Origin of the sequence: Rickettsia sibirica 246, assembly GCF_000166935.1 — a bacterium.
GTDB classification, from domain to species: domain Bacteria; phylum Pseudomonadota; class Alphaproteobacteria; order Rickettsiales; family Rickettsiaceae; genus Rickettsia; species Rickettsia rickettsii.
The window spans coordinates 61,030-73,433 of sequence record NZ_AABW01000001.1; the positions used below are offsets into that span (position 1 = coordinate 61,030).

Consider the following 12,404-nt stretch of genomic DNA (forward strand, 5'->3'; position numbering starts at 1 on the left):
AATTTTTAATTATTAACTATATAATATAGTATCAACCTGATTTCAAGCTACCATTATTAATTATATTTATGAATTTATTACTACAACCTCCTCAAAATGTAGCAGTCGCACATAATAGAATAAAACAATATCTACATTTAACTCCGATCATTCACTCTGAAAGCTTAAATGAGATGCTCGGTCATGAGATTTTTTTTAAGGTTGAATCATTACAAAAAACCGGTGCATTTAAAGTTAGAGGCGTGTTAAATCATTTATTAGAATTAAAAGAGCAAGGAAAATTACCTGATAAAATAGTCGGTTATAGTACGGGTAACCATGGAATCGGTCTTGCTTATGCGAGTAAATTATTCGGTATTAAAACAAGGATTTATTTACCGTTAAATACTTCAAAAGTAAAACAGCAAGCAGCTCTTTATTACGGCGGTGAAGTTATATATACATATACTCGACAAGAAGCGGAAGAAAAAGCAAAAGAAGATGAAAAGCAAGGATTTTACTATATGCATCCTTCCGATAGTGATTCTACAATAGCAGGAGCAGGCACGTTATGCTATGAAGCATTACAGCAGCTAGGTTTTAGTCCTGATGCTATTTTTGCCTCTTGCGGCGGCGGCGGTTTAATTTCCGGCGCATATCTTGCCAAGGAATTAATATCACCGACAAGCTTGTTAATAGGTTCAGAACCTTTAAATGCCAATGATGCTTATTTATCTGTTAAAGATAATAAAACATATAGATTTAACTATGCTCCGAATACTATTGCGGACGGTCTTAAAACCTTGAGTATATCAGCTCGTACATTTGAATATCTAAAAAAACTTGATGATTTTTATTTAGCAGAAGAATATGAAATATATTACTGGACGGCGTGGCTTACTCATTTACTTAAAGTAATATGCGAGCCGTCAAGTAGTATAAACATGGTTTCAGTGGTAAATTTTTTAAAAACACAATCCAAACCTCAAAAATTACTAGTACTAATCTCAGGCGGTAATATCGATCCTATTCTTTATAATGAATTATGGAAAGAGGAGTATTTAAGCATCTCACCTAAATCTTTATGTTCTGATGTCATTTCTGCGAAAGCAGCAATCTAGTAACCTTTAATGTTATACTGCAACTTGATCGCGGTATCTTAGGACTCAGCTGGTGATACAAGACCCCGTGGTCACGCCACGGGGTGACAATAAAAAATCTAGATTCCTGCTTTCGCGGGAATGACATAGAAGCAATGTAACAACGCCTCCTCACAATGATGAAGTTATATTAAAATTTAACCCTTTCTTCTTACTGCTTCTTGATTTTTAATAGAAGGATTAGGAGTGATGTGCGGAGGTTTTATATTAGAACTTCTTAGTTTTATTGAATCTTCAAATATGGTTTTATCAAATGCTATTGGATTGATTGTTCTGAGTTCCGCTAAATTAAAATTATTAATTTGTTGCGGTTGAACTATAATAGGCTCACCCGTAACAGGAATTAAATTTTTAAATTCAGGATTAGTTGCTACTTTATCTTTATTTTCATTTAAAAATTTTGTTAGACCTGCAGCAATGTCAGCATTTGTTAAAGCATTTGAAAAGATTTTATCATTAATTGTCTTCACTACATATCCATCACTCAGAGTAATATATTTATCTACAACTTTTCCTAATCTTTTTTCCAAATAGTTTCTACCTGTAAATATCTGCTTAAATTTTTCCCATACAGAAGTACCTCTATCATTAATATCTTTTAATTCAGTGGCTATTTTAGTACTATTCTCAGTTAGATAAGTAGAATCTAACTTATTTAATTCCCTTATTATTTCAGGATTCTTTATGCCTGATGAGTTAGTAAGTATAATAATTTGTTCTAATTGCTTACTAATTTTATTATTTTTTTCTAATCTATTACTAATCTGCTGTACCGTATAAGTGGCTGCATTTTGTAATGCCTTAAATTCCACTTGAGATAATTGATTTACTCTTGGGATAAACTGCTTACTATTTTTATTAAATTTCTGGTTTTTATCTCCTTGCATAATAAATTTTTCATATTTCTCAAGTTTGTCTGGAGTGTTTTTAGGATCTTGTTTTAAGATTTCTATAGCTTGATCTTTTACAGCCTGTGCATATTGCTCTTTAGGTATAGACTTTCCGCTTACGGCTATTAATGCTTCTTTAGTTGCTCTTATAGGATTGGCAAAGATTTCTTCTTCATCTTCTATACCCATAAATGATAATGCATCAAAAGGTCCTCCTTGATTTAGAGGAAGTACAAAACCCTTAAGTGCTGCTTCAGCCCTTGCGACATCAAACTTTAGCTTATCTGCTAAACTAGGTATTAGTTTTATATCTTGTCCTAAATTGATATGCAAGTTATCTACTAATTTTTGTATATCTTTATTTTCTACAACTTCACTAATAATTTTACTGGCAAGTACTTCAAGCGTACTAGTGATATATTCTTCAGATTGTAAATATTGTTGAATAGGATCGGGAGTAACAATATTTTTATTCAAAGTATCTAATCTACTATCTACGTTTTTTATATCAACTATTTTATCTTTTACTGCAGCCAATATCTCAGTCACTTCATCGTTTTTTTTAATAGTATCATCTATATTAGTTATAATCTCTGCCATATAATACTCATTATTAAGTTATTTGATATAATGAACTAAATTATCAAACTTTTTAAAAATTCGCAACTATATTATCATATAAATCACTACTTACTATGCCCTGACTGTTGCCCACTCTCTCTACTTTTATTAAGGTTTTCAACATGAGATATAGGGGTTGATATAGAAGACTTATAGCCCTGGGGTATTGTTTTATTTTGCTTTACAATATTTGGTGCTTGTTTTTCTCTTTATAGTTCTTCCGACAAATTTTTCGTTTCTATATGTAAACTATTACTTTTTTCAAAGTTAGCAAATGCTTTATCTATATTTTTTTGAGCATAATCCGTACCGGTAAAAACTGCTACTATTCTTTGCCATAGCTTAGGTTTGGTTACTCTTTGTAATTCTAATGCTATACTTTCGCCCCCCCATCCGTATGTTCCTTAAATATCCAGGATCTAACTCTGCTAATACTCTTTTAGTACCGTTAACAAGTACAGAATTGTTGCTCTCAAGTAATGGGGCAAAATTCTTGATAATTTCTTTACCTTGCTCTATCATTTTTTCAGACGGTAGTTTACTTATCGCTGGTAATAAAGTTTTAATTATATTAGGCTCATTTACTCCTAACTCATTAATAGACGATAAAGCTTTTGCTTCTTTGTCATAAGTAATTTTTAAAAATTCAGCTATCTTTAATGCTGCTTGTGTTAATGCTTCTACTTGTTTTGGATAATTAATTTGCTCTTGTTTATCAAGTTTAGGGGTAGTATTTTTAGTAAGAAATTTTCTGTAGTTACCTAATGTTGTTTCTGAAACATTTTCTTTAAGGTTATCTAATGTTTTATCTATTAATTTCTCTCTATATTGTTCTTTAGATATTTTTTGGTTAGCTAATTCTAACATAGCTTTTTCTAATGGTTTTTTAATATCCATCACTTCATCTTCGCTTAAGCCATTACGTTTTTCGTCGTGCATCTGCTCTACTTGAGACTCACTTAAATCTATGGCAAACCAATTTAAAATTTATGAATGAAAATTAATTAAAACTTATAAAAAGAATTGTATTTTTTCATAGAAGAGGTCCTGATCGTAATTTCATCAGGGATTTCAGTTATGAACCTTGAAGGGTAAGAACGGACTATTTCATAAAATATTTTTCTGCTTTCAGCATGAGTAATGTAGAGGTCTTTTTTGGCTCTCGTAATACCGACATAAGCAATGCGGCGTTCTTCTTCTAAGCCTTTTTCGCCGTCTTCGTCTAGAGATCTTTGAGACGGAAATACCCCCTCTTCCCAGCCCGGTAAAAATACCACGTCAAACTCAAGCCCTTTAGCTGCGTGCAGGGTCATTATAGTAACAGAGCCACCGTAATTGGTTTCAAGCACTTCATTTTCCATAACTAAGCTTGAATGTTCGATAAAATCATGAACATCGTTAAATTCAGCAATAGCTCTAAGCATTTCGTTAATATTTTCGATTCTACCGAATGCTTCTTCGGTTTTTTCTTCTTGAAGCATTTCAAGATAACCGGAATCATCAAGTATTGCTTTAACTACGTTTATTGGAGCATCTATACTAAATCTTTCGTACCAATTATCGATTTTGGTAACCAAATCTTTTAGAGTTTCATATGATTTTGCTTTAATCTCACCTATTTCTAGCATTTCTTTAATAGCTGCGAAATTAGAAATATTTCGCTCAAGTGCATAGCCTCTAATTTTATTTAAGCTAGCTGCACCTATTGCCCTTTTCGGCACATTTATAATACGCTCAAGTGCTAGATTGTCATTTTGATTCAAAGATATACGGATATAAGCAAGTACGTCTCTTATTTCCATACGTTCATAGAACCGCAAACCGCCTATAATTTTATAAGGCATAGCACTATTTATAAACGCTTCCTCAAAACTTCTTGTTTGAAATCCGGCTCGTACTAATATTGCAATATTGCCGGCATTATACCGGTTTTCTCGCACTAACTTATCTATTTCACTGGCTATATATCTTGCTTCTTCTTTATCACTCCAACAAGAGATAATTTTTATCTTTTCACCGCTTTCCCTATCCGTCCATAACGTTTTACCGTGACGGTTTTTATTATTATTGATAACATTGGAAGCAGCAGCAAGTATTGGCAAAGTTGATCTATAATTCTGCTCTAATTTAATAATTGTTGCACCTGCAAAATCTTTTTCAAAACGTAATATATTCCCGACTTCTGCTCCTCGCCAACCATAAATAGATTGATCATCATCCCCTACACAGCAAATATTTTTATATAAACTTGCGAGCATTCTTGCCCATAAATACTGGACAACGTTAGTGTCTTGATATTCATCAATTAAAATATATCGATATTTTTCTTGGTAATATCTTAGTATTTCAGAATTTTTAATAAAAAGCTCATTATTATAAAGTAGCAAATCTCCAAAATCTAAAACATTAGAAATAAGTAAATTTTTCTGATATTCTTCGTATACAAGTTTTGCAACCCTCTGCAGCGGTAAATTAGTATCTGATACTGATAGTTTAGTTGGTAATAATCCTTGATCTTTCCATCTAGAAATTATGATATGTATTAATTTAGGAGCATATTTTTTAGTATCAATATCTTTTAGCTTTACTATATCTTTCACTAGTTTTAATTGATCATCATGACTAATAATAGTAAATCTATTATTTAAACCAAGATTTAAATGCTCAATCTGGTCACGTAATATCCTAGCTGCCATTGAGTGGAAAGTGCCTATATTAAGACCATAGCAATTAACTAGACTATTAACTCTTTCAGCCATTTCTTTAGCAGCTTTATTAGTAAAAGTAACAGCTAGAATATTTTGAGGTGAGGCTAAATTTTGGTGAATAATATTAGCTATTCTTGAGGTAAGTACCTTTGTTTTACCTGTCCCTGCACCTGCCAGCAATAAAAGCGGTCCTTCAGTGTGAAGAACTGCTTTTTGCTGCTCTGGATTTAATGTATGTATGAAATCTTGATTTTGCATTTATTTTAAGGATGTTGTGCTATGACTCTACTATGTCATTCCCGCAAAAGCGGGAATGACATTAAAGCATTAAAATATCACCTTATTCTTCTTAGATTTTTAATAATATACGAAATAGTAATTATCGGACTACAAATAATTATTTTAAATAACCTAAAATAAGAGCTTAAATTTCTATCTTCAATAAACCAATTATATAAATCATTTATAGGTTTAATCTCAGCAGGAATAATATATTGATCTTTAAATAATGCTTTTAAAACTCTTTTTGCCTGTTTTGCTTCTACTTTACGCTCTATTGTTAAGCTTTGATTATGTACTCGGTAGAAATATAAAGATTCCGGTATATGAGCAAATTTCGTAACAAGCCCAAACCTTAGCCAATATTCATAATCATCCACTAACTGCATATTTTCATTATATCCACCTACTTGCCTTGCTAAATCGGCTCTATATAAGAAACATGCACCGACGCAATCTCTAATCGGTAAAAACTCAGGAGGTTCTTGATAAAGTCTTATTCCTACTTTACCGTGGTCATCGATCAAAGTATAATCAGTATATACAAGCCCTATCTCAGGTGAATTATCAAGTATCTTAACCATTTTTTCTAAAGCATTTTCATGGAAAAGATTATCATCTGAAGTCCAAGTAAAATACTTCCCCTTAGCCTCTTTAAAAGCAATATTAAGACTTGCCGGTAATCTTTTATTGGTCTCATTTACTATTACCTTAATACGTGAATCCTGCTCTGCATATGTCCTAGCTACTATAACGCTATTATCTTTTGAGCAATCATCAATAATAATAAGCTCAAAGTCTTTAAAGCTTTGATTAAGGCAACTCTCAATAGCAAAAGGTAATAGCTTCTTTCTATTATAAACCGGTAAAACTATTGAGATTTTTGGAAGATTACTATGCATGTCCTCCTAACATATCAAGAGTATTTAAACTATTAATTATATTTTCTATTAGTTCTGATTCTTCAGCTTTACATCCATCTTCAAGGATTAATAATATATTGCTTAAAGCATTATTAAGCATTTTGGGTATTATAGTATTTTGCTCTTCAAACCTTTTTTAATTAGTTGCATCAAAGGATCAACATATTCAATTGTTAACGATTCTTTATATTGAGCTAATAGCTTGGCAAGACAATCAGATACTGCCCATAACAAAAGATCAGCTCCTTCATTATCTATTAAATCAAATACTTCATAAATTTTTTCAATTTGTACTTCAATATTATCTACAAGCACTAGCATAATTTTTACTATTTAGATTATTATATTTCCTATGTCATTCCCGCGAAAGCGGGAATCCAGAAAAAATAATCTTAATACTGCTACAAAGAATTATATTTTTTATATTCTTTACTAGATTCCTGCTTTCGCAGGAATGACATAAAAGGAACCATGCGGGCATGCTTAATTCTGTAAATTTATATATTTCGTATTTAGATATTCAAATATCCCTTCAAATGAGCCTTCAACTCCAAAACCTGAAGCTTTACGTCCTGCAAAAGGTGCTTTTGCATTTGCAGGTAACGGGTCGTTTAATCGATACCATACCAAAATCAAGCTTAGACGCTATCATTTGTGCCACGGATATATTATTTGAATATACATATCCTTGCAAGCCGTATTCGGTATTATTTGCATGTTCTATTACTTCATCCAAATCTTTAAATTTATAACAAGCAACTACCGGACCGAATATTTCTATTCTAAAGATATCCATATTATCCAAACAATCAATAATAATAGTAGGCTCAATAAAATTATCAACAGCTTTACCGCCGCAAATTAATTTAGCTCCTTTACTTTGTGCATCAGCGGGTAACTTTTGTATTTTTTCTCTGGCAGCAGAATTAATTAACGGACCTATATCCGATTCCTTATCAAATCCGTCACCGGCTTTAAGCTTAGTAAATTTAGCCTTTAGAATTTCTATAAATTTTTCATATATAGATTCTTCTATAAATATTCTGTTAGGTGAAGTACAAGACTGTCCACTATTTCTAGTTTTAGCGATTACTAAATCACTTACTAGTTTCTCTAAATTATTATCTGCCGTTATAATGAAAGGAGCATTGCCGCCAAGTTCCAAAGATAAACGTTTTAGAGTATTTGCGGCATTTTGATATAGAATTTTACCGACATTTGTAGCGCCGGTAAATGATAATTTCTGAAGCCTAAAATCTTCACAAAAAGCCTTACCTATAATATCTGAACTACCTGTAATTACATTAAATACTCCGGCAGGCAAACCGGCATCGCTTGCAAATTTCGCGAGGCTCCATATAAAATTTCTTTTTTTGATTCAGCAAGTACTTTACCCTGCTCTAGGGTTAATATATGACTTAACTCCTCAATATTTTCGATTACTAAATTATACCATCTTCTAAGAATTGCTATTCTCGCTCCAAATGAACTTTGTGACCATAAAGAAAAACTAGTCACCGTATTATTAATCGCTGAATTAATCTCAGATAATCCTAAATTCGGAACTGTAGCAATTTCTTTTAAGGTCGCAGGATTAATAACGGATAATGTTTTTAAGTAAGTTCATATATTTTTACCTGCGTGGATACTAAAATCGTCATTGCGAGCGAACATTGGCGTTGTTGCATGGCTCGAGAAAAGTGTTATAAACTTATCTTAAAATTATACGGCAATACTAGCAAGAAAAATATTTATAATGAATTATTTATACCAAAATCTTCACCACCCATTTGACTTTCTAATACATCATAAGAAATATTTGCCAAATTAGCATGTTTTATAATATTAATGATATCTTCAGGAGCTATTGCGTTTAATATAAGATTCAATATTTCTTGAGGAAATTTATATCCAATGTCAGATAATATAGCAGAGTTTTCTATTATAATAAAGTCATACACCTATCTTGTTTAAGTCTTCTAGAATATTTTCTCACAATAAATTTGATACTTTATCTACCTTTATAGCCTCAGCTATTTTAACCCATAACTCAGAGGGACTTATTTCTTCTTTGCCAAAAGCTATTAAATTCTTGAATGGCTCTAAATAATTACCTTTAACTCCTTTAATATTTCCCCATGCATACTCAATAACCTCAGATGAAATATCAGAGTAATATTTTTTCTTAGGATTTATTAATTGTGACTCTAAAGAGATCACAGCTGAGAGAAATACTTTTTCTAAGTTATTAAATAACCGCCTTTATTAAGATTTATACTTGCTAACAGCCAACCATTTGAGTCATCTCCATTAAAAATCCAATTCTGATGTAACATATTGAGTCCAAAGTCAAATTTTTAAATATATTAGTAGTCGTAGGCTTATCGGTAGCTAACCTAATATCAGGAGCCTTTATCACTTGATCATATCTAACTCCGGTTATTTCTAGCTCTGTAAATTTTTCACTTTGGCTATTTGGATAAAAATGATTTAAGTAAAATTTTATTGCAGAATATATTAAAAATTTTTTTGAAAATGCGGCTTCTGCTAGCTCTATTTCTAAATTAGCATTTTTCAATGCTTCTAAATTTTGTATGTTAAAACTACCTCATCCAACTAAAAATTTCATAAGTAATGGATATGTATCAATATTTTGTTTTTGTGGTGGTATATTTGTTCCAAGTCATTATATATTTGTAACTAATTAAATTAATACACAATGACTATAATAAGTGTCTTACTAAATGCAACAATTTTTTATTAACTTATATGTTAATTTACAGCTAAAAAATCTAAATTATTTATTTAGAAATTTTTCAGCCTCAAGAGCCGCCATACAGCCTGTTCCTGCAGCAGTTACTGCTTGTCTATAAATTTTATCCTGAACGTCACCAGCAGCAAAAACACCTTCTACACTAGTTCTAGTAGTACCTGACTTCGTAATGATATAATTATCGTCATCCATTACAATTTGTCCGGTAAATAGCCCCGTATTCGGTGCATGCCCAATAGCTATAAATACACCACTACAATTCAATAAACTAATCTCTTTGGTGTGAACATTTTGAATTTTAACTCCAGTAACGGATTTTGGTTTATTGCTACCTACAATCTCATCTACTACATGATCCCAAATTACTGATATTTTAGAATTTTTAAATAATCGATCCTGTAATATTTTCTCAGCTCTAAAACTATCTCTTCTATGCACTATAGTGACTTTGTTAGCATGATTGGTTAAGTATAAAGCTTCTTCTACTGCACTATTTCCTCCCCCTACTACAACTATTTCTTGATTCTTAAAAAAGAAACCATCGCAAGTAGCACATGCCGAAACACCAAAACCACGAAATTTCTGCTCTGAAGCTATACCAAGCCATTTTGCTTCCGCACCGGTACAAATGATTATGCTCTCCGCGTCATATTCATTTCCTGCTCCTGTAAATACTTTAAAAGGTCTTTTTGATAAATCCACCTTTTCTACGTAATCACTAACAATTTCCGTACCGACATTTTTAGCCTGCATATACATCTGCTCCATAAGCCAAGGTCCTTGCACCGTTTCCGCAAATCCTGGATAGTTCTCAACATCGGTGGTAATTGTAAGCTGCCCGCCTGGCTGCATACCATTTATTAATATTGGTTTTAAAGCAGCTCTAGCTGTATAAATAGCGGCACTTAAGCCCGCAGGTCCTGAACCTATTATTAGTACTTTAGTAGTAATTTTCATAATTATTATTTATTAATTTAAATGCTGCCTATGTCATTCATGCGAAAGCAGGAATCCAGAAAAATATATAAAAAACAGTTTTTTTATATGTTTATTGTATTAAATATGTAATTTTTGTACTAAGATTAAGGTTATTTTTCTGGATTCCCGCTTCCGCGGGAATGACATCCTGAACGTTCGTACAATACAAGGTCATACAATCTAAGACTTCTTTTCTAACCAAGATTTGACATAGTTAATTTCTTCAGGGTTCATTAGAGAAGGAGCATGACCGGCATATTTTATTTCATAAAGATCAAAAATTTTTGTTTCTTTCATCTTTTTAATAGTAGATTTTGTTAAAATTTGAGATTTCATCCCATGAATTACTAATATTCTACATTTTATTTTATTCCATACAGACCATAGTTTAATATCTTCCTGGTTACTAGCATTTTTCATTCCTTCTGTTATAGCAGGATCATAATTCATTTTATATTTTCCGCCGAATGTAGAAATTACACTATATTTTGTTAAATAATCCCAATCTTCTTCATCTTTAATACCGCTTTGTGCATAAATAAGTTTTAAATGTTCTTTTGCACTAGCCAAATCATCTAAGAGTATCATTTTTTTAGCATAACCTCCAATTTTAATTAAAGGAGCAGCATCAATAAACGCCCCTATATCATTTAATATTAAGGCTTTAAAAATATTTTTATATTTACTGGCAAGTATCATACCTATAATACCGCCCATTGAAGTACCAAGCCAAATAGGATTTTTGATATTTAGCCTTTTAAAAAAAAATAACGTATCTTTAATATAAGTCGTATAGTTATAATGATTAGCTTTTTTAAAATTTTCGCTATCACTGCGACCGGGATAATTTATTGCAATTACTCTATAATTTTTACTCAACTCTTTAGCTATTTTATCAAAATCATGAGCATTTCTAGTTAAACCGTGAGCACATACTATTATATTTTTATTTTTAGGATCACCGAATTCCAAATAAGAAATTTTATGTTTCGGTATATATTGAAGAGGTAATAAATTAATATAGGGACCAATTTTTATTGAATTAATTTTCATATGAACCTATTAATACCAATTTAGAATAAATTGTAAAAAAATCATTGTCATCAATTGTCATCATGTTATTAATTTAAGTCACTTAAAAATATACTGACCATGGTCGGCATATATATAACTACAAAAAGCAAAGATAAAAACACAGTAGCTGCAACTTTTTCAGGGTAAAATTTCTGTAAATTCGCTATAACTATAGTATTTGCTGCGAGTGGTGCCGTAGAAAGTAGTTTTAGGGCATTATAGTAATCATTGTTATACCATTTTGTTACAAAATGATCAAACATGATAAATAACCCTACTCCCAAAGGATAGAATAGAAATTTAGCAGCAAAAGTAGCAAGAGTAAATTTGATATCGACTTCAAATTTTTGTAGAGACGAAAGAGCAAGACCCACCATCACCATACCGAGTATCGAAAAAGCGCCTTTCATATTATATATAAAATCATCTAAAAAATCCGGTAAAGTAAAACCGCAAAAACTAAATAAACATCCCAAGAAAAAAGCGTTTAAAATCGGTAATTTTACTACTTTTAATATACTATTGGTGGTATTAGCAAAGCTCCTCATACAAATATAAAAGCCGACGGAACATTCATAAATATTCACTCCTATAACAGCCATCATGTAAATACTTAATGTATAATCATCAAAAAGTGCTGCAGCTATAGGCAACATAAAATACCCGCCATTGGCCGTACCTGCAGACAAAGCTATAATATTACGTGTATGATCCTGCCAAAATTTACCAAAAAAATAATAAGAAAAGAGCGATAAGAGTGTTGCAATTACAAATGTTACAACCGTAACGCTTAATGCCGCAAGTGTTAAGGTTGTACTAGCAGGTATCGTAAAAAATACTATAGGCGATATAAAATAGAATAGTAACGAAGAGATACTATCTCTTTCAACATTTGAATATTTACCTGCTAAAAATCCTATTACTACACTTAATAATACCGAAACGGTTTTAAAAAAAACTATACTAAAGATTATCATGTAATGAGCTAAAGATATAATTACTTATAATATATGAGGTTT

The 12,404-nt window shown here is 31.4% G+C and carries 13 protein-coding genes and 1 pseudogene; 1 reads left to right on the forward strand and 13 read right to left on the reverse strand.

Going from position 1 to position 12,404, the window contains the following annotated elements; genetic code table 11:
- Positions 1-68: 68 nt before the first annotated feature.
- Positions 69-1,100, forward strand: a complete 1,032-nt coding sequence (locus tag RSIB_RS05260; RefSeq protein WP_004995715.1) for a serine/threonine dehydratase — start codon at positions 69-71, stop codon at positions 1,098-1,100.
- A 176-nt stretch (positions 1,101-1,276) separates the two neighbouring features.
- Here RSIB_RS05260 and RSIB_RS05255 read toward each other — a convergent pair whose 3' ends face one another.
- From RSIB_RS05255 to RSIB_RS05210, 13 genes and pseudogenes are all read right to left on the reverse strand, one after another.
- Positions 1,277-2,629 carry a hypothetical protein gene (locus RSIB_RS05255; protein ID WP_004995716.1) on the reverse strand — a complete coding sequence of 451 codons (1,353 nt, stop codon included), beginning with the start codon at positions 2,627-2,629 and terminating at the stop codon, positions 1,277-1,279.
- A gap of 363 nt (positions 2,630-2,992) precedes the next feature.
- On the reverse strand, positions 2,993-3,589 hold the full coding sequence (locus RSIB_RS05250; RefSeq protein ID WP_004995718.1) for a hypothetical protein: 597 nt from the start codon (positions 3,587-3,589) through the stop codon (positions 2,993-2,995).
- A gap of 65 nt (positions 3,590-3,654) precedes the next feature.
- Positions 3,655-5,616 carry a DNA helicase PcrA gene (gene pcrA, locus RSIB_RS05245; protein WP_004995719.1) on the reverse strand — a complete coding sequence of 654 codons (1,962 nt, stop codon included), beginning with the start codon at positions 5,614-5,616 and terminating at the stop codon, positions 3,655-3,657.
- A gap of 77 nt (positions 5,617-5,693) precedes the next feature.
- Positions 5,694-6,539 carry a glycosyltransferase gene (locus RSIB_RS05240; protein ID WP_004995720.1) on the reverse strand — a complete coding sequence of 282 codons (846 nt, stop codon included), beginning with the start codon at positions 6,537-6,539 and terminating at the stop codon, positions 5,694-5,696.
- Positions 6,532-6,660, reverse strand: coding sequence for a hypothetical protein (locus RSIB_RS10090; protein WP_255374147.1), 129 nt, complete (start codon positions 6,658-6,660; stop codon positions 6,532-6,534). The genes RSIB_RS05240 and RSIB_RS10090 overlap by 8 nt, the downstream gene beginning before the upstream one ends.
- An 8-nt stretch (positions 6,661-6,668) precedes the next feature.
- The gene (locus RSIB_RS09540) at positions 6,669-6,881 is read right to left on the reverse strand and encodes a hypothetical protein (RefSeq protein WP_004995721.1); all 213 of its coding nucleotides are present in this window, start codon (positions 6,879-6,881) and stop codon (positions 6,669-6,671) included.
- A gap of 162 nt (positions 6,882-7,043) precedes the next feature.
- Positions 7,044-8,174 (reverse strand): annotated as a pseudogene (locus RSIB_RS06780) (aldehyde dehydrogenase family protein); the annotation flags it as partial.
- A gap of 137 nt (positions 8,175-8,311) precedes the next feature.
- Positions 8,312-8,521 (reverse strand): hypothetical protein, encoded by a 210-nt coding sequence (locus tag RSIB_RS05230; RefSeq protein ID WP_004995723.1) that lies wholly within the window; start codon positions 8,519-8,521, stop codon positions 8,312-8,314.
- Between the two features lie 31 nt (positions 8,522-8,552).
- Positions 8,553-8,780: a hypothetical protein gene (locus RSIB_RS05605; RefSeq protein WP_012736388.1), complete on the reverse strand. Its 228-nt coding sequence runs from the start codon at positions 8,778-8,780 to the stop codon at positions 8,553-8,555.
- A 61-nt stretch (positions 8,781-8,841) separates the two neighbouring features.
- Entirely contained in the window at positions 8,842-9,138 is a 297-nt protein-coding gene (locus RSIB_RS05225; RefSeq protein WP_004995724.1) for a hypothetical protein, read from the reverse strand.
- Positions 9,139-9,357: 219 nt separating this feature from the next.
- Positions 9,358-10,290, reverse strand: a complete 933-nt coding sequence (gene trxB / locus RSIB_RS05220; protein ID WP_004995725.1) for a thioredoxin-disulfide reductase — start codon at positions 10,288-10,290, stop codon at positions 9,358-9,360.
- Between the two features lie 201 nt (positions 10,291-10,491).
- Complete coding sequence (locus RSIB_RS05215; RefSeq protein ID WP_004995727.1) at positions 10,492-11,364, reverse strand: alpha/beta fold hydrolase; 873 nt, start codon at positions 11,362-11,364, stop codon at positions 10,492-10,494.
- A 68-nt stretch (positions 11,365-11,432) separates the two neighbouring features.
- Positions 11,433-12,362, reverse strand: coding sequence for an AEC family transporter (locus tag RSIB_RS05210; RefSeq protein WP_004995728.1), 930 nt, complete (start codon positions 12,360-12,362; stop codon positions 11,433-11,435).
- Positions 12,363-12,404 lie beyond the last annotated feature (42 nt).

Coding starts and splice junctions, on each gene's coding strand:
- RSIB_RS05260 (WP_004995715.1), top strand. CDS start 69: ATGAATTTATTACTACAACCTCCTCAAAATGTAGCAGTCGCACATAAT.
- RSIB_RS05255 (WP_004995716.1), bottom strand. CDS start 2,629: ATGGCAGAGATTATAACTAATATAGATGATACTATTAAAAAAAACGAT.
- RSIB_RS05250 (WP_004995718.1), bottom strand. CDS start 3,589: ATGCACGACGAAAAACGTAATGGCTTAAGCGAAGATGAAGTGATGGAT.
- pcrA (WP_004995719.1), bottom strand. CDS start 5,616: ATGCAAAATCAAGATTTCATACATACATTAAATCCAGAGCAGCAAAAA.
- RSIB_RS05240 (WP_004995720.1), bottom strand. CDS start 6,539: ATGCATAGTAATCTTCCAAAAATCTCAATAGTTTTACCGGTTTATAAT.
- RSIB_RS10090 (WP_255374147.1), bottom strand. CDS start 6,660: ATGCTTAATAATGCTTTAAGCAATATATTATTAATCCTTGAAGATGGA.
- RSIB_RS09540 (WP_004995721.1), bottom strand. CDS start 6,881: ATGCTAGTGCTTGTAGATAATATTGAAGTACAAATTGAAAAAATTTAT.
- trxB (WP_004995725.1), bottom strand. CDS start 10,290: ATGAAAATTACTACTAAAGTACTAATAATAGGTTCAGGACCTGCGGGC.
- RSIB_RS05215 (WP_004995727.1), bottom strand. CDS start 11,364: ATGAAAATTAATTCAATAAAAATTGGTCCCTATATTAATTTATTACCT.
- RSIB_RS05210 (WP_004995728.1), bottom strand. CDS start 12,362: ATGATAATCTTTAGTATAGTTTTTTTTAAAACCGTTTCGGTATTATTA.